14 protein-coding genes are annotated in these 16,650 nt (G+C 60.6%); 5 read left to right on the plus strand and 9 right to left on the minus strand.

The genetic code is table 11. The annotated features are described in order from the left end of the window. The coding region (locus AC4IHP_RS27430; protein ID WP_490833242.1) for a DUF6531 domain-containing protein at positions 1–2,558 on the minus strand (2,558 nt) is incomplete at its 3' end. Between the two features lie 240 nt (positions 2,559–2,798). On the opposite strand from AC4IHP_RS27430, the gene AC4IHP_RS27435 reads away from it, so the two are divergent. Beyond that, positions 2,799–3,494 carry an HAD-IA family hydrolase gene (locus AC4IHP_RS27435; RefSeq protein ID WP_490833243.1) on the plus strand — a complete coding sequence of 232 codons (696 nt, stop codon included), beginning with the start codon at positions 2,799–2,801 and terminating at the stop codon, positions 3,492–3,494. Positions 3,495–3,556: 62 nt separating this feature from the next. Here AC4IHP_RS27435 and AC4IHP_RS27440 read toward each other — a convergent pair whose 3' ends face one another. After that, positions 3,557–4,303, minus strand: a complete 747-nt coding sequence (locus AC4IHP_RS27440) for a 3-oxoacyl-ACP reductase family protein (protein WP_460117748.1) — start codon at positions 4,301–4,303, stop codon at positions 3,557–3,559. A gap of 125 nt (positions 4,304–4,428) precedes the next feature. Between AC4IHP_RS27440 and AC4IHP_RS27445 the strand changes: the two genes are divergently transcribed. Then, positions 4,429–5,352 (plus strand): LysR family transcriptional regulator, encoded by a 924-nt coding sequence (locus AC4IHP_RS27445; RefSeq protein ID WP_460117750.1) that lies wholly within the window; start codon positions 4,429–4,431, stop codon positions 5,350–5,352. A 120-nt stretch (positions 5,353–5,472) separates the two neighbouring features. Here AC4IHP_RS27445 and AC4IHP_RS27450 read toward each other — a convergent pair whose 3' ends face one another. From AC4IHP_RS27450 to AC4IHP_RS27460, 3 genes are all read right to left on the minus strand, one after another. Further along, positions 5,473–6,201 (minus strand): aspartate/glutamate racemase family protein, encoded by a 729-nt coding sequence (locus AC4IHP_RS27450; protein WP_460117751.1) that lies wholly within the window; start codon positions 6,199–6,201, stop codon positions 5,473–5,475. A 54-nt stretch (positions 6,202–6,255) separates the two neighbouring features. After that, the gene (locus tag AC4IHP_RS27455; protein ID WP_490833244.1) at positions 6,256–7,794 is read right to left on the minus strand and encodes an NCS1 family nucleobase:cation symporter-1; all 1,539 of its coding nucleotides are present in this window, start codon (positions 7,792–7,794) and stop codon (positions 6,256–6,258) included. A gap of 574 nt (positions 7,795–8,368) precedes the next feature. Then, positions 8,369–9,109, minus strand: a complete 741-nt coding sequence (locus tag AC4IHP_RS27460) for a phosphoadenylyl-sulfate reductase (RefSeq protein WP_460117755.1) — start codon at positions 9,107–9,109, stop codon at positions 8,369–8,371. A gap of 164 nt (positions 9,110–9,273) precedes the next feature. On the opposite strand from AC4IHP_RS27460, the gene thrH reads away from it, so the two are divergent. Next, a complete protein-coding gene (gene thrH, locus AC4IHP_RS27465; RefSeq protein WP_460117756.1) occupies positions 9,274–9,891 on the plus strand; it encodes a bifunctional phosphoserine phosphatase/homoserine phosphotransferase ThrH in 618 nt (205 codons plus the stop codon). Between the two features lie 93 nt (positions 9,892–9,984). Here thrH and pabB read toward each other — a convergent pair whose 3' ends face one another. The 4 genes from pabB to rloA form a co-directional block, all read right to left on the minus strand. Continuing rightward, positions 9,985–11,328 carry an aminodeoxychorismate synthase component I gene (pabB, locus tag AC4IHP_RS27470; protein ID WP_490833245.1) on the minus strand — a complete coding sequence of 448 codons (1,344 nt, stop codon included), beginning with the start codon at positions 11,326–11,328 and terminating at the stop codon, positions 9,985–9,987. Positions 11,329–11,541: 213 nt separating this feature from the next. Continuing rightward, complete coding sequence (locus AC4IHP_RS27475; RefSeq protein WP_071171576.1) at positions 11,542–12,528, minus strand: alpha-L-glutamate ligase-like protein; 987 nt, start codon at positions 12,526–12,528, stop codon at positions 11,542–11,544. Continuing rightward, positions 12,528–14,063 carry an osmotic stress tolerance membrane protein RloB gene (gene rloB, locus AC4IHP_RS27480; RefSeq protein WP_460117760.1) on the minus strand — a complete coding sequence of 512 codons (1,536 nt, stop codon included), beginning with the start codon at positions 14,061–14,063 and terminating at the stop codon, positions 12,528–12,530. Before rloB ends, AC4IHP_RS27475 begins: the two co-directional genes overlap by 1 nt. A 5-nt stretch (positions 14,064–14,068) precedes the next feature. Beyond that, the gene (gene rloA, locus AC4IHP_RS27485; RefSeq protein ID WP_039762988.1) at positions 14,069–14,605 is read right to left on the minus strand and encodes a retropepsin-like aspartic peptidase RloA; all 537 of its coding nucleotides are present in this window, start codon (positions 14,603–14,605) and stop codon (positions 14,069–14,071) included. A 359-nt stretch (positions 14,606–14,964) separates the two neighbouring features. Here rloA and AC4IHP_RS27490 point away from each other — a divergent pair, with 359 nt between their 5' ends. Continuing rightward, positions 14,965–15,687 carry a GntR family transcriptional regulator gene (locus AC4IHP_RS27490; RefSeq protein WP_177180867.1) on the plus strand — a complete coding sequence of 241 codons (723 nt, stop codon included), beginning with the start codon at positions 14,965–14,967 and terminating at the stop codon, positions 15,685–15,687. Continuing rightward, positions 15,684–16,577, plus strand: a complete 894-nt coding sequence (gene prpB, locus AC4IHP_RS27495; protein WP_024012298.1) for a methylisocitrate lyase — start codon at positions 15,684–15,686, stop codon at positions 16,575–16,577. The genes AC4IHP_RS27490 and prpB overlap by 4 nt, the downstream gene beginning before the upstream one ends. Positions 16,578–16,650: the final 73 nt, after the last annotated feature.

The following is a 16,650-nucleotide window of genomic DNA, read 5'->3' on the forward strand; positions in this document are numbered from 1 at the left end:
TCTTCGATGAGCTGGCCGAGCTCATTCCACACCCAGCGATGGCGGCTGCTGTCCGGGTAGCGCAACGACAGCAACTGGCCGCGCAGGTTGTAGTAGTAATGGGTGACCTGGCCGTCGGGATCGACCGCTTCGGTAACGGCACCTTCAGCGTTGCGCCGATAGATCCACACCGCGTCGCCTCGGCAACGCTTGTAGAGAAAACCGTTGCGGTACTCGTAGGACGTTGGTGCATCGTCCGGCGGAATCAGCGCGATCAGCCGTCCGACTTCGTCATAGCGGTATTCGGTAACCGCGCCCAAAGCATCCTGCTCGGCGATCAAGCGCCCCTGCTGGTCATAGGCCTTGAGCTGCTCGCCGCCATCCGCCGCGACCTGCCGCACCAGCCGCGCGCGCTCGTCGTGGACGTAGACTTCTTCGGTGCCGTCGACGTAATGCACGGTCACGCTGGCGTCGTCATCGTTCCAGACGTAACGGGTGTTCATCTGCGAGAACGACGCCCAGTGGCGCACGCAGCGCGCGGCTTTGCCCTCGCGCTGCCACTCCCAGAAGAAGCTCGCGCCGCCGGTCAGCTGGCGCTGGAGGATGACGTGGTGGTCGTCGTAATCGTAGCGTTCGCTGTCGCCGACCGCGTTGGTCGCGGTCAGCAGCCGTTGCCGGGCATCGAAGCTGTAGGTGGCGAGGATTTGCTCGGTGGTCCACTCGCCCTGGACAAAGACTTGGTAATCGATCGCCACCAACTGCGCGCGGTCATAGCGCAACAACAATGCGCGGCCGGCGCCGTTGTCCAGGCGCTGAATGCGGTCGGAGCGATCGCGTTGCAGGGTCAGACGATTGCCGTAGACATCGCTGATTGCCGTCAGCCGTCCGGCGCGAAAGTGGTAAAACCGCGCACTGTCGCCGGCCAACGCCAGAATCAGTTCTTCCGGCTCATCGCCGAGAAAGATCGCCGCCCGCGACAGGCTGTTGTGAATCGCCGGGCGCGCGACGTTTGGCAGGGGAAAGCGGGTACGGCGGTTCTCGTGGTCGATCCAGGTCACGCCATCGCCGTCGAAGGCCAGCCGATGGGCCAGCGTATGGCTCCAGCCGAAACCCAAACCGATATCGATCTCGACCGCGCTGCTGCGGTACAAACGGGTGAACTCGAACGGCAGCACACCGTCGAGCACCGCGTCGGTCAGGGTCAGCAGTTCCTCGCCGGTGACCATCGACACCGGACAGCCGTTTTTGCAGGTATTGGGCACGCAGTCGGCGGCATCGCCGTTGGGGTTTTTCGCTTGATCGGGGACGTCGTCGTGTGGCTCGTGGCGCTCGAGGCGGGCCATACCTCGGGATTTTTCCCGCGCGAGTGGCGCCGGATTCGGCACGCTGAGCACCACCGCGTCGGCCTGGCGAATGTTCAGCGGAATCGATGGCGTCGGCTTCAGCTCCACCTCGCGGGCATGAAACATCAGCGGCTTCAGCGTGCTGGCGTGCTGCTTGAGCTCCGGCGTCGAAGTCAGTTCCGCCAGGCGTAAAGCAGAAGCCGCCAGCCATTCCCGCGCCCGAGGCGACTTGATCTTGGCCAAGACCTTGCTGCTCAAACGCAGCGATACGCCGGCACCGCCCGCCACGCGCATCAACAGAAAGCTGATGAGCAACTCGGTGCGAACTTCGGCCACCACTTCGGCGAGGTATTGCGGCGGCAGCATCTTCAGCCAACTGGTGAACGCAGCCAGATGAATGAACAGCAACGGCTCGTCGCTGAGCATCAACAAGGCGTTGGCAATCGCCTCGCTGGACGCCGCCAGCAGCGCCTCAAGTTCGGCTTCGCTGAGGTATTCCAGGAGCTTTGCACTGTGCTCCTGCAGGTCGGCAAGGAGGGCGAACAGTTGCCGGATGTCATCCCAGACGCCATTCAGGGCTTTTTCCAAACCACGCCAATCGGCCCGTTGCAACTGCCCGTAACGATCAAGAAAACCGGCGCTGGAAAACTCCGTCCATTGCGGCTCAAAGCCCGTCCATTCGGCGCGCAGCCAACCTTCAAGACCGGCGATCACGCCTTCATAAGAGGCATACAGGGCGCGGACATGGGTGGTTGAAACGTCTGGAAAGAAGGTGACGCGGTAGCGCTGGCCGCGCATGCAATCGGTCACCTCGAGGATCCCGCTCGGGCCGATGGTGTGGCGCAGTGGTTCGCCGAAGGTCTGCACGCCGTCGACTTCGCTCAGCAGCGGCTCGAGGGTCACCGGGGTGTCGCCGATCGGCACAAAGCGCGCCGCTTCAAACATGTGCACCAAGGTCAGCGGCCCGTTGGCCGAACACATGACCACCGATGAACTGATGGGGGCGCGCGAGGTGATGGGCGCGCTCAGTTGCACGTCATTGCCAACCTTGAACACTTGCTCGATGTCCAGCGCCGTCCCGGTCCAGAATTGCTCGGCCCAGGCGTCGTAGTTGTTCAGGCACAGGCGGAACTCATCGATCAGCGCTTCGAAATCGGGCTGCCGGGGATTCAGGGCGGCTACTACCAGCAGTCCGATGCTGTTGTTCAGGGCCAGGAGCCGATCGGGTTGAAACATTCGCAGTCGCTCGCGCATGTGAAGAAACGGGAGCGCGGACTTTGCGGGGGATCAAAAAGGAAAGAAGTCGGGGAAGTAGGCAGTGTCTGTAGGAGTTTTCGCTAAATGCGAAAACGCGTCGATGGCATTGCCCGTTGCTCAATGTCCATCGGCCTCGCTATGCTGCTGAACCCATTAATCAGATCCGCGTTGCGGCACATTGCCTGTCGCCCCGGGATGTCTTTGTTAACGGATCCGATGATGAATGCACCGCTGAAGACGTTCGGCCCGATCAAGGCCGTGATTTTCGATATGGACGGTTTGCTGCTCGACACCGAGGGCATTTATACCGAGGTCACCTCGCTGATTGCCGGGCGCTACGGGAAAACCTTCGACTGGAGCGTCAAACAAAACATCATTGGTCGCGGTGCCAATGACCTGGCCAATTACGTGGTGCAGGCACTGGAACTACCGATCACTGCGGAAGAATTCCTTGAGATTCGCGAGCCGCTGATGCGTGAGCGTTTTCCCAAGGCCCAGGCGATGCCGGGGGCCGAAGCGCTGGTGCGTCACCTCAAGGCGCACAACATCCCGATCGCGGTTGGCACCAGTTCGTCGCGCCAGTCGTTCGGGCAGAAAACCACTTTGCACCGCGACTGGTTTGCGCTGTTCGATTTCATCGTCACGGCGGACGATCCGGAAGTCGGCGCGGCCAAACCGGCCCCGGATATTTTCCTCACCGCCGCCCGGCGTTTGGGCGTCGCGCCCGGGGATTGTCTGGTGTTCGAAGATTCGCCGTTCGGCGTCACCGCCGCGAAAGCGGCAGGCATGACCGCAATCGCGATTCCCGACGCGGCGATGGCCGATGAGAAATATGCTCACGCTGACGGCATTATCCGCTCGCTGAAAGACTTCAGGCCCAGCGCCTTTGGCCTGCCGACGCTGGAACTGGCTTGACCGTTCGCACGAAAACGCCGCCCTTCCTATAAAGAAGGGCGGCGTTTTTTCTTGCCGGTCTGTCAGGCGCCGAAACCACCGTCGATGGTCAGGCTGGCACCGGTGATGTAACCGGCTTCCGGCCCGGCCAGATAGGCGACGAAGCTGGCGATTTCATCGGCGGTGCCGTAACGACCCACGGCCATCAGCGGGATCAGGCTGTCGGCGAATTCGCCATGGGCCGGGTTCATGTCGGTGTCGACCGGGCCAGGTTGCACGTTGTTGATGGTGATACCGCGTGGGCCGAGGTCGCGGGCCAGGCCTTTGGTCAGGCCGACCAGTGCCGACTTGCTCATCGCGTACACGCCGCCACCGCCGAAGGGCATGCGGTCGGCGTTGGTGCTGCCGATGTTGATGATCCGCGAGCCTTCGCCCATGTGTTTCGCCGCTTCCTGCGAAGCAATGAACACGCTGCGCACGTTGATGGCCAAAGTCTGATCGAAATCTTCGAGTTTGAAATCTTCCAGCGGCGCGATAGCCAGCACGCCGGCGTTGTTGACCAGAATGTCCAGCCGGCCAAACGCTTCGACGGTGGCGCTGACGGCGTGGCGAATCGCGCTGGCATCGGCGCTGTCAGCCTTGATTGCCAGAGCTTTGCCGCCGTTGACGGTGATGCTGTTCTGCAGTTCTTCGGCTTTGGCGGCGGAGCTGACGTAAGTGAAAGCGACGGCGGCGCCTTCAGCGGCCAGGCGTTTGACGATGGCTGCGCCGATGCCGCGCGAACCGCCTTGAATCAGAGCGACTTTGCCGCTGAGGTGTTGAGTGGTCATGTTCGATCTCCAAGTGTTCAAGGCGGAATGCCTTGGTGTTGGTGCCGAGTATCGGCGTGGCATCGACAACCGGGTAGACCATGATTGCTATAGTGTGTGTAAACCAGAAGTTTATAGTGGCGATCATGGAAACGTTCAGCAGTATCGAATGCTTTGTGCGCAGTGCCGAAGTCGGCAGCTTTGCGGAAGCGGCGCGACGCTTGAGCCTGACCCCGGCGGCGGTCGGCAAGAGCGTGGCGAAACTGGAGGCGCGGCTTGGCGTGCGGCTGTTCCAGCGTAGTACACGCAGCCTGACCCTGACCGAAGCGGGGCAGCTGTTTTTGAGTGAAGTCAGCGCCAGCCTGACCACCATCCAGAATGCCGTGGCCAATCTGGCCAGTGCCGGCGGGCAACCGGCCGGCACGCTGAAAGTCAGCATGGGCACTGTGTTTGGCCGTCTGTATATCGTGCCGCTACTCGGTGAGTTTCTGCAGCGTTATCCAGCGATCAACCCGGACTGGCATTTCGATAACCGTCAGGTCGACCTGATCGGGCAGGGTTTCGATGCGGCGATCGGCGGCGGCTTTGAACTGCCCCAAGGCGTGGTTGCGCGCAGGCTGACGCCGGCGCATCGGGTGTTGGTTGCATCGGAGGATTATCTGCACAACCATGCGCCGATCAGCCATCCCGATGACCTCAAGCAACACGAAGGCATTCTGATCCGCTCACCGCAGACCGGGCGCGTGCGTTCCTGGCAACTGACTCACCGCGATCAGCAACACAGCCCGCTGACGTTGCGGGCGCGGATGACCATGAGTGATTCCGAGGCCGCCTGTGCAACGGCGATGCAAGGTTTGGGCATTGCGCTGGTGAGCATGCCGTTTGCGGTTGCGTATCTTCAGGCCGGGACATTGCAGCGGGTGCTGCCGGACTGGTTTGTCGATGACGGCAACATTTCGATCTATTACGCCGAGCACAAATTGTTGCCGGGCAAGACCCGGGCGTTTGTGGATTTTGTGATTGAACAGTTTGCTGAGCAGGGACTGGGGCGGCGGTTCAGTGCTATTTGAGTAGGGCTTGGGACCGAGTCGTTTTCATTCGCGAGCAGGCTCGCTCCCACAGGGGAACGCATTCCAAATGTGGGAGCGAGCCTGCTCGCGAAAAGGGCAACTCGGTTTCGAATGGATAACTCAGCGAGCAAACCGCCCCGGCCAGCCAATAATATTCTTCGGCCGTGGCGTCGCATACGTGCGCACCTTCGACGTCGACAACTTCAAGCGCACCAGTGATTCGGCAATCATCACCGCCGCCGTTACGCCATCCACCACCGGCACGCCGGTGCGCCGGCGAATCTGCTCGTCCAGCCCGGCCATGCCGCCGCAGCCCAGGCAAATCACCTCGGCCTTGTCCTGGGTCACCGCCAGTTCGGCCTGCTGCACGATCGCTTCCAGTGCGCGCTGCGGTTCGTGTTCAAGCTCGAGAACCGCCAAACCACTGGCGCGCACTGAGGCACAGCGATCCCACAGGCCGGACAATTTCAGTCGATCCTCGATCAACGGCACGGTGCGATCCAGCGTGGTCACCACCGAGTAGGCATGGCCGAGAAACATCGCGGTGCTGGCCGCCGCATCAGTGATATCAACCACTGGCACGTTGAGCAATTCCTGCAAGCCTTCGCGGCCATGTTCGCCGTAGCCGGCCTGGATCACCGCATCGAATGGTTGATCGTAAGACATCACTCGATCCATCACGGCGATGGCGGCCAGGTAGCTTTCGAAATTGCCTTCAATCGATTCGGCGCCGAAGTACGGGGTCAGGCCGACGATTTCGGTGCCGGGCGAAGCGACGGCCTGCGCCGAGCGGGCGATGGCATCGGTGATGGATTCGGTGGTGTTGACGTTGACCACGAGAATACGCATGGAAAATCCTTATTGCGGGCAGTGGTGCGGCCCGAAAACCGGGCCGCGAAGGGATCAGTGGCTGACGTTATCCACAGCGATGCACTCGCCGCTGACGTCGGCGTAATGGGTGTGACGTTTGGCGACGATCAGGTAAAGCATGCCGGCGATACCGGCACCGATCAGCCAGGAGAACGGCGAAACGCTGTGGAAACCGGGCACCAGCGCCAGGACGATGGCGATCAGCGCTGCAGGAATAAACGCCGCCACCGCGCGGAAATTGATGCCACGGCTGTAGTAATAAGCGCCGTTGGGGTCTTCGCTGTAGAGCTGCGGCACATTGATCCGGCCTTTGCGGATCAGCCAGTAGTCGACCATGATCACTCCGTAAAGCGGGCCGAGCAGGGCGCCGAGGCCCGACAGGAAATACACGATCACCAGCGGGCTGTTGTAGAGGTTCCACGGCAGGATCAGTACAGCGATGGTCGCGCTGATCAGCCCGGCGCGGCGGAAGGTCAGGTACTTCGGCGCCAGGTTGCTGAGGACGAACGCCGGGGCGACGAAGTTGGCCATGATGTTCACCGCAACGGTGACGATCAGAAAAGCCAGGCAGCCGAGCACCAGAAAGAATGTGTTGGGGATCGAGGCGATGATCTCGGTCGGGCTTTCGATGATTCGCCCGTTGATCTGGAACTGCGCGCCACACAGCAACACGGTAATCGCGGCGAATACCAGAATGTTCACCGGCAAGCCCCAGAAATTTCCCACCTTGATAGTCTTGCGGCACGGCGAGGAACGGGCGAAGTCGCAGAAATTGAGAATCAGCGTGCCATAGATCGCCAGCCACAACGCGCCGCCGGCAAAGATGTTGCGCCACATCTCGCCACCGGTCAGCGGCTCGCGGATCGACCAGGCAATCGTCGCGTTGGCCTGGAAGTACATCCACCCGGCGAGGGCAGCAACGGTCAGCAGAATCACTGGTCCGGCAAATGCCTCGTACCGGCGCACCATCTCCATGCCGTAGGCAAGGATCGCCAGTTGCACCAGCCAGATGGCAACGAAGCACACCCAGCCCAGGCTCGACAGGCCCAGAATCGAGTCGTGGTCGTATTCGGCGAAGCCGGGATGCACGGCAGTCAGCAAGACGCGGAATACCACCGAGGCGAGGTATGTCTGAATGCCGAACCAGGCGATGGCGATAACCGCTCTGATCAGTGCAGGAATTTGCGCACCGTGGATGCCGAAGCTGATCCGGCTGATCACCGGAAACGGCACCCCGGTTTTCTGCCCCATGTACCCGGACAGGTTCATGAAGAAGTACACCAGCGCCGCGCCGATCCCCAGCGACAACAGAATCTGCCAGCCGCCCAGCCCCAGTGCATACAGGCCGATGGCGAACGAGTAGTTGGCGATGTTGTGCACATCGTTCGTCCACAGGGCGAAGATGCTGTACTGGCCCCAGCGCCGGCCCTCGGCTTTGGTCGGCGCCAGATCGCTGTTGTGCAGACGCGGGCTCAGTTGCAGCGGCTCACTCAGTCCGTCATCGGGCAACGGTTGATCGAGCGTGGAGGAGGGCAGATTCAGCGCGATGTTATTCGAAAGACTTGTACGCATTCCGGCAGGCTCCTGACGTTCCCCCCCGCGATGACTGTGCATGAGCGCTCAGGCTCGACAAATCTTCGGCGCGGCGGTGAAGACATCACTGGTTACGGGGCATCTGCAGCCTGTACGGGATAGGGCGCTTCAGGCTTGCGGATCGAAAGTGTGCATGTTTTGCAGTTTTGTATACAAAACATGCATGCGATAAAGCCAGATTTGTGCCAGTTGCGGATCTATTGGCATCGTGCCTCATTTCGAATAGTTATCGATGAGGCATAAGTCGCTGAAAAACAGGCGTTATAAATTGATCGATTGGACAGGTATTTTTTCAGAGGAGGGATTTTGTAGAGGGATACGCAGATGGGATTCTGCAGGGGGATGTAACTTTTCAGGGCGTGAAAACCGAAAGTGCACACATAAATGGCACCGATGGTGACAACCTTGTGTACACCTTCTGTGTGTCTGGCACCTATTAATGTGGGAGCGAGCCTGCTCGCGAATGCGGTGGATCAGGCAACTGAAACGTTGACTGGAACTGCGCTTTCGCGAGCAGGCTCGCTCCCACAGGGGAACTCATTTCAGCAAATGATCAAACCTTGCTCTTGCTGATGATGTTCCCGGCATGCAATCCGCATTCTTTCTGCGTGGCTTCTTCCCACCACCAGCGGCCTTCGCGTTCGTGCTGGTTCGGCAGCACCGGGCGGGTGCAGGGTTCGCAGCCGATGCTGATGAAACCCCGCTCGTGCAGGCTGTTGTAGGGCAGTTCGAGCATGCGGATGTAACCCCAGATCTCTTCGCTGGTCATTTGCGCCAACGGGTTGAACTTGTACAGGGTGCGTTCCGGTGTCGAGAAGGCTGTGTCGATTTCCAGCACCGCCACAGCGCTGCGGGTGCCCGGGCTCTGGTCGCGGCGCTGGCCGGTGGCCCAGGCTTTGACCTCGGACAACTTGCGCCGCAGCGGCTCGATCTTGCGGATGCCGCAGCATTCGCCGTGGCCATCTTTATAGAAACTGAACAGGCCTTTTTCCTTCACGAACGGTTCGAGTTTCGTGTAATCCGGCGAGACGATTTCGATGTCGATCTTGTAGTGCTCGCGCACCTGTTCGATGAAGCGGTAGGTCTCCGGATGCAGGCGACCGGTGTCGAGGCTGAACACTTTGACGTTCTTGTTCAGTTTCCACGCCATGTCCACCAGCACCACATCCTCGGCGCCGCTGAAAGATATCCACAAGTCATCGCCGAACTCGGCGAAGGCGAGCTTGAGGATGTCCTGGGGGGATTTATTGGCATAGGTCGTGGCGAGTTCCACGACGTCGAACGTTGGGCTCATCAGGGCGGCTTCCTACAGGTCAGTGGCGCTCGGGCGCTCTATAGGGGGCCGATGGTAACAAAAAGCTGCCGCGCTCGGGGCGTCCTCTGCGTTGCGCACCTCAGGTGCAGGCGCTAGAGTTCGGCCTCGCTCGACTCAATAATCACTACAAACGGGAGTGTCTTGTGGAAATTGCTTGCCTGGATCTTGAAGGGGTACTGGTACCGGAAATCTGGATCGCCTTCGCCGAAAAAACCGGAATCGACTCCCTCAAGGCCACCACCCGGGACATTCCCGATTACGACGTACTGATGAAGCAGCGCCTGCGCATCCTCGATGAGCACGGCCTCAAGCTCTCGGACATTCAGGAAGTGATCGCCACACTGAAACCGCTGGACGGCGCGGTGGAGTTCGTCAACTGGCTGCGCGAGCGTTTCCAGGTGGTGATTCTCTCGGACACTTTTTATGAATTCTCGCAGCCGCTGATGCGCCAGCTGGGCTTCCCGACCTTGCTTTGCCATCGCTTGATCACTGACGAAAGCGCTCGGGTGACGGGCTATCAACTGCGTCAGAAAGATCCCAAGCGCCAGTCGGTGCTGGCATTCAAGAGCCTGTATTACCGGGTGATCGCGGCGGGTGATTCGTATAACGACACGACCATGCTCGGCGAGGCGGATGCGGGGATTCTGTTTCATGCGCCGGACAACGTGATTCGCGAGTTTCCGCAGTTCCCGGCGGTGCATACGTTTGAAGCGCTGAAGCAGGAGTTCCTCAAAGCCTCAAACCGCGATCTCAGCCTGTAAATCGCGCCCTGTAGGAGCTGCCGAAGGCTGCGATCTTTTGATTTTAAAAGCAAAGATCGCAGCCTTCGGCAGCTCCTACAGGGATTGTGTCATTCAGAGGTTTTGCAGGGTTTCCAAGAGAATTCTGACTTTGGTCATCGATTCCTGATACTCCGCCTGCCAGTGCGAATCAGCGACAATCCCGCCGCCGCCCCAGCAGCACACTTGACCATCCTTGACCAACAGACTGCGGATGGCGATGGAGCTGTCCATCTCGCCGCGCACGTCCAGGTACAGCAACGATCCGCAATACAAACCACGCCGGGTCGGCTCCAGCTCGTCGATGATCTGCATCGCCCTAATCTTCGGTGCGCCGGTGATCGAGCCACCGGGGAAGCTGCCCGCGATCAGGTCCAGCGCATCACGATCCGCCGCCAGTTCACCGGTCACGCTGCTGACCAAGTGATGCACATTCGGATAACTTTCCAGACTGAACAACTCCGGCACCCGCACCGAGCCGATGCGGCAGGTGCGCCCGAGGTCGTTGCGCAGCAGGTCGACGATCATCAGGTTCTCCGCGCGGTCCTTGGGGCTGGCCAAGAGTTCGGCGGCGTTGGCGGCGTCTTCGGCTGGGCTGACGCCACGGGGGCGGGTGCCTTTGATCGGCCGGGTTTCGACTTGGCGTTGGCTGACTCTGACGAAACGTTCCGGTGACAGGCTCAGCACCGCGCCGCCGTTGGGCAGGCTCTGGAACCCGGAGAACGGCGTCGGGCAGGCCTGACGCAAAGCGCAGTAAGCCAGCCACGGATCGCCTTGGCATTCCGCGCGAAAGCGTTGCGCGAAGTTGACCTGATAACAGTCGCCGGCCTGGATGTACTCCTGAATGCGCTCGAACGCCTGACGGTAATCGTCGGCCGAGAGATCAGCGGCCATCGGGGCGTTCAGTTTGAAGGGCGCCAGCGCGTCAACTTGAGGCTGAGTGAACAGCGCGACCAATCGCTGCCGTTCACTGTCGACAAGCGATGGATGAAAGACCAATTGGCTGGTTTGCCCGTGGTGATCGCTGATCAGCGCCCAGTCGTACAGGCCGAAGCGCGCATCGGGCAGTTGCAGGTCATCCAGCGCCTGACTCGGCAGGTTTTCCAGATGCCGGCCGAAGTCGTAACTCAGGTAGCCGATCAGCCCGCCGGCAAACGGCAATTCGTACCCGACAGGCAATTGTGCATCGCCCAAGCGGCTGAGGTTGTCACGCAGGCGCTGGAGGAAATGTGCACCGCTTTCGTCCGGCAATACCGCCAGTTGTTCCAGCGGCCAGGCGCTGAGCACGTCATAACGGCCGCGCTCGGCGCTCGGCCGGCCGCTGTCGAGTAGTACGGCGCCGGGGGCATTGCGGATGGCCGCGAAGTAGTCGACGGGATTGGCACGGTAGGGCAGTGGGTGTACGGAACAGGTCAGCATGGGCGGGGCAGATCGGCCGTTGAGGCGGGGTGGGGATTGTAGTCCTCTGCGGGAATTGCTCCTAGAGGGGATGTCGGCGATTGGCAGATGGGCGGCAGGCTTGAGGCTCGTGGTGGCAGGAAGTCCGCCTTCGTGAGCAGGCTCGCTCCCACAGGGGATTGCATTCCAATGTGGGAGCGAGCCTGCTCGCAAAGGCCGCGACTCGGAGTCGGATCAGCCCTCGACCGCAGGAATATGCCCAAACATTTCCTGGGTAAACGCCACCCGCTCTTCAACCGATTCCTTTACGCCCCGCGCCTTCAGCTCTTCCAGCCGCGCTTCCACCGCGTGAGTACGCAACGTCAGCCCGCAATCGTTGGCGATCTGGATGTTCAGCCCCGGCCGCGCATTCAGCTCAAGAATCAGCGGGCCTTTTTCCTGATCGAGCACCATGTCCACGCCGATATAACCCAGCCCACACAACTCATAGCAGCCGGCGGCGAGTTTCATGAAACCGTCCCAGTAAGGCAGTTGCACGCCATCCACCGCGTTGGTGGTGTCGGGGTGTTTGGTGATGATGTTGTTCAGCCAGGTGCCGCGCAGCGTAAGGCCGGTGGCCAGATCCACACCGACACCGATGGCGCCCTGATGCAGGTTGGCCTTGCCACCGGACTGGCGGGTCGGCAAGCGCAACATCGCCATCACCGGGTAACCCATCAGCACGATGATGCGGATGTCCGGCACGCCTTCGTAGCTGATGCTTTTGAAGATCTGATCCGGGGTCACGCGGTATTCGATCAGCGCGCGGTCGCGGTGGCCGCCCAGCGAATACAGGCCGGTGAGGATGCTGGAGATGTGATGCTCGAGCTCTTCGTGGGCGAGGATCTTGCCTGACACTGTGCGATAACGGCCCTCGAAGCGGTCGGCGATGACGATGATGCCGTCGCCGCCCGCGCCCTGCGCCGGTTTGATCACGAAGTCGTTGCGCCCGCCGATGATCTCGTCGAGCTTGTCGATTTCCTTCTCGGTGGAGATCACCCCGTACAGCTCCGGCACGTGGATGCCGGCGGCGATGGCGCGTTCCTTGGTGAGGATCTTGTCATCGACGATCGGATACAGGCTGCGCTTGTTGTACTTGAGCACGTAGTCCGCGTTGCGGCGATTGATGCCCATGATGCCGCGCGCCTCGAGGGCCTTCCAGGTCTTCCAGAAACCGAACATCAGGCGTCAGCCTTCTTCAGGAAGGCCTTGAAACGCACCAGTTCGGTCAGGCGGTAGCCGCGATAGCGACCCATCGCCAGCATGAAACCGACCAGAATCAGCAGGATCGCCGGGAAGGTAAACACGAAGTACACCAGCTCCGGCACGGTCATGATCAGGTGCGCCAGGGAGGCGGCGAACAGCGTGCCGATCGCGACTTTCAGCGCATGGTTGGCGCCGCGTTCTTCCCAGGTGATCGACAGACGCTCGATGGTCATGGTCAGAATCACCATCGGGAACAGTGCCACCGACAGGCCACGCTCAAGCCCCAGCTTGTGGCTGAACAGACTGATCGCCGCAATCAACACCACAACGAAGGTCAGCACCACCGACAGGCGCGGCAGCATTTGCAGCTTCAGATGTTCGAGATACGAGCGTAGCGACAGGCCCAGCGCGGTGATCACCGTGAACAGCAGAATGCCGAAGCCCAGCTGCGTTTCGCGGAAGGCGAGGGCGATCAGCACCGGAGTGAATGTGCCCAGGGTCTGCAGGCCGATCAGGTTGCGCAGGATCAGGATTACCAGCACGCCGATCGGGATCATTACCATGATCATGAAGGTCTGCTGGGTCTGCAGCGGCAGGCCATACAGCGAGTAATCGAGGAAGTTGGCGTCAGTGTTTTCGTCGGTCAGCTTGGCCAGACGAATCGCGTTCATCTCGCTGTTGTTCAGGCTGAAGGTCACGTTGGCTTTCTTGCCGCCGTCGACGGTGATCAGGTTTTCGTCACCGGTCCACCACAGCAGGCGGTCGGTTGGCAGGCCTTGCTCACCGGTTTCCGGGTTGAAGTACAGCCAGTCGTTGCCGTTGAAGCTGCGCAGCCACAGTTCGGGTGTCTGTGGCTGATCGGCGACGAGGCGTATGGTGTGGACTTTTTCTACCGGGACGTGGGCGATCGACAGCAGCAGTTCGACGATTTTGGCTTTGTGCGAAGTCGACGGATCGCCGGCCAGCAGCAATTTGACGTTGTCGTCGTTGAGGTTGTTGACGCGCTTGATCGCCTCGCCAATAAAGGTTTCGACGTCGGCCGAGTGTTGGCGGATCGGTGCGAGCAGGGCTTCGGCGGCGATCTTTTCCGGGCCTTCGATGACCATGCTGTCACGGAAGGTCGGGCCTTTGACCTTGGATTTTTCCGCGGTGTAGCGCTTGGTCAGCACCAGACGGTAATACAGCGTCTGGTTGCCTTTGGCGCGGCGGGCCGACCAGGTCACCTTGCGGTTGCCGTCGATGCGGTTGACCGCGACGCCGTAGTTATTGGAGATGAAGCTTTCGTTGAGGCTGACGTAATCGCGGCTCAGCGGCGGCACGAACATCTGGATCTTCACCGGATCCTTGGTGCTGGCGACGAACTCGACCTTGGCGTCGATGTTCCACAGGTCGTCGGTGGCGTCTTCGGTCACCGGGATGCCGAGCACGAAAATCTGATAGGCCGTAACCGAAACGCCCAGCAGCACCAGCACGGCGATCAGGATTTTCAGGTGGAAGGTTAGAGAACGCATGGAAATTACTCGGCGGTGTGAGCGGCGATGGTGCAGGCAGGTTTGCCGGCAGCGTATTTAAGACTGGGATCGACCAGCGCGTCGAAGCGTTTCAGCGCCTCGGAGCCGATCAAAAGCGGATATTGGAACGCACTTCGGTCGGTGAGGTTCACTTCGATGCTGCGCAATGCCGAACCCATGCAGATATCCAGCTCGATCACCGGGCGGGCGGTGTACTGCTTGCCTTCTTCCGGATCGTAGTCGCCGGCGCGGCGCTTGATCTTGCTGACCCGCGCCAGCGGCCGTTCGATGGGGTGTGAATGCGCGGCGTCGATGGCCAGGTAGAAACGTACCCAGGATTCACCGTTGCGTTTGAAGCGTTTGATGTCGCGGGCGCTCAGCGAGGCGGTTTTCGCCCCGGTGTCGAGTTTGGCCGCAACTTCGAGATTGATGCCGTCAAGCGAAGCGTATTCGTTGAGGCCGTACACGGTTTTTTCCCCCGCGGCGGCGAGGCCGGGCAGGCAAAACAGAGCAAAAAAGGTGGGGAAAGGCTTGAGTCTCATAAATCCTGGTGCGCAGCGTTCCGTTATCGGTTCAGGTGCCCGCACAACCGTGCGCAAGCCCCCGCGTGTGCCTGGCAGCTTTTTATGGCAAGCCGTACAAAGACCCGCAAATGCGGGCGGCATTCTAGCACGGTGGTTTTATGGCGCCAGCGCTTGGGGCAGGGTGTAGCAAGATCAAAAGATCGCAGCCTGCGGCAGCTCCTACATTTGGATTTGCGTGCGCCCTGTAGGAGCTGCCGAAGGCTGCGATCTTTCTGAGGTTATTAGACGATTGTCGACAATACCTATTTATCCTTTGACTGATGCGGTCTTATTGGCTAGTTTTTGCCGCATTGGATTTAAAGGTGTCGACAATCATGCTGGATCAACTCGATCCGCCGGTCATCAGCGGTGACGATTCCGAGACGCTGTCGGAAAACGTCTTCCGGCGCATTCAGGCGGCCATCGTCAAAGGCGAGATCGCCCCGGGCAGCAAGATCTCCGAGCCGGAACTGGCGCGCACCTATGGCATCAGTCGCGGGCCGTTGCGCGAGGCAATCCATCGTCTTGAGGGCCAGCGCTTGCTGGTGCGTGTGCCGCATGTCGGTGCGCGGGTGGTCTCCCTCAGCCATGCCGAATTGATCGAACTCTATGAAATCCGTGAATCCCTCGAAGGCATGGCCTGCCGCCTCGCCGCCGAGCGCATGAGCGTCGAGGAGATCGACGAACTGCGCCGGGTCCTGGAAACCCACGAACGCGATGCGGCGTTTCAGGCCGGCGTCGGTTATTACCAGCAGGAAGGCGATTTCGACTTTCATTACCGGATCATCCAGGGCAGCGGCAATCGCACGCTGACGCAGATGCTTTGCGGCGAGCTGTATCAACTGGTGCGCATGTATCGCATCCAGTTCTCCACCACGCCAAACCGCCCGCACCAGGCCTTCGCCGAACACCACCGCATTCTCGATGCCATCGCCGACCGCGACGGCGAGCTCGCGGAATTGTTGATGCGCCGCCACATCGGCGCGTCGAAACGCAACATCGCCCGTCACTACGAGGACGGCGCCCACAACAAGACAGCCACTGAACGAGGTGATGCATGACTTCCAACCTGAACACGCCGGGCCAGCGCTTCCGCGATGCGGTCGCCAGCGAGCATCCTTTGCAAGTGGTCGGCGCGATCAACGCCAACCACGCGCTGCTGGCCAAGCGCGCCGGTTTCAAGGCGATCTACCTGTCCGGTGGCGGCGTGGCCGCAGGCTCGCTTGGCGTGCCGGATCTGGGCATCACCGGGCTGGATGATGTGCTGACCGACGTGCGGCGGATCACCGATGTCTGCGACCTGCCGCTGCTGGTGGATGTGGATACCGGTTTCGGCTCGTCGGCCTTCAACGTGGCGCGCACGGTCAAGTCGATGATCAAGTTCGGCGCGGCGGCGATTCACATCGAGGATCAGGTCGGCGCCAAGCGCTGCGGCCATCGCCCCAACAAAGAAATCGTCAGCCAGCAGGAAATGGTCGATCGCATCAAAGCCGCCGTCGATGCGCGCACCGACGACAGCTTCGTGATCATGGCGCGTACCGACGCACTGGCGGTGGAAGGTCTGGAGTCGGCACTTGATCGCGCGGCGGCGTGCATCGAGGCGGGCGCCGACATGATCTTCCCCGAAGCGATTACTGAACTGGACATGTACAAGCTGTTCGCCAACCGCGTAAAAGCCCCGATCCTGGCCAATATCACCGAGTTCGGCGCAACGCCGCTGTACACCACCGAACAACTGGCCGGCGCCGACGTCTCGCTGGTTCTTTATCCGCTGTCGGCTTTCCGCGCGATGAACAAGGCGGCGGAAAACGTCTACACCGCGATCCGCCGCGATGGCACGCAACAGAATGTCATCGACACCATGCAAACTCGCATGGAGCTTTACGATCGTATCGATTACCACACGTTCGAGCAGAAGCTCGATGCGTTGTTTGCACAGAAGAAAGGCTGAACAAAACCCTGTGGGAGCGAGCCTGCTCGCGAAAGCGGTGGATCAGGCAATGTCAAAGTGACTGACACGACGC

It is taken from the genome of Pseudomonas sp. UF-293, from assembly GCF_058245595.1.

Excerpts from the sequence above, each read along its gene's own strand:
- AC4IHP_RS27435 (WP_490833243.1), top strand. The coding sequence starts at position 2,799 with ATGAATGCACCGCTGAAGACGTTCGGCCCGATCAAGGCCGTGATTTTC.
- AC4IHP_RS27440 (WP_460117748.1), bottom strand. The coding sequence starts at position 4,303 with ATGACCACTCAACACCTCAGCGGCAAAGTCGCTCTGATTCAAGGCGGT.
- AC4IHP_RS27445 (WP_460117750.1), top strand. The coding sequence starts at position 4,429 with ATGGAAACGTTCAGCAGTATCGAATGCTTTGTGCGCAGTGCCGAAGTC.
- AC4IHP_RS27450 (WP_460117751.1), bottom strand. The coding sequence starts at position 6,201 with ATGCGTATTCTCGTGGTCAACGTCAACACCACCGAATCCATCACCGAT.
- AC4IHP_RS27455 (WP_490833244.1), bottom strand. The coding sequence starts at position 7,794 with ATGCGTACAAGTCTTTCGAATAACATCGCGCTGAATCTGCCCTCCTCC.
- AC4IHP_RS27460 (WP_460117755.1), bottom strand. The coding sequence starts at position 9,109 with ATGAGCCCAACGTTCGACGTCGTGGAACTCGCCACGACCTATGCCAAT.
- pabB (WP_490833245.1), bottom strand. The coding sequence starts at position 11,328 with ATGCTGACCTGTTCCGTACACCCACTGCCCTACCGTGCCAATCCCGTC.
- AC4IHP_RS27475 (WP_071171576.1), bottom strand. The coding sequence starts at position 12,528 with ATGTTCGGTTTCTGGAAGACCTGGAAGGCCCTCGAGGCGCGCGGCATC.
- rloB (WP_460117760.1), bottom strand. The coding sequence starts at position 14,063 with ATGCGTTCTCTAACCTTCCACCTGAAAATCCTGATCGCCGTGCTGGTG.
- rloA (WP_039762988.1), bottom strand. The coding sequence starts at position 14,605 with ATGAGACTCAAGCCTTTCCCCACCTTTTTTGCTCTGTTTTGCCTGCCC.
- prpB (WP_024012298.1), top strand. The coding sequence starts at position 15,684 with ATGACTTCCAACCTGAACACGCCGGGCCAGCGCTTCCGCGATGCGGTC.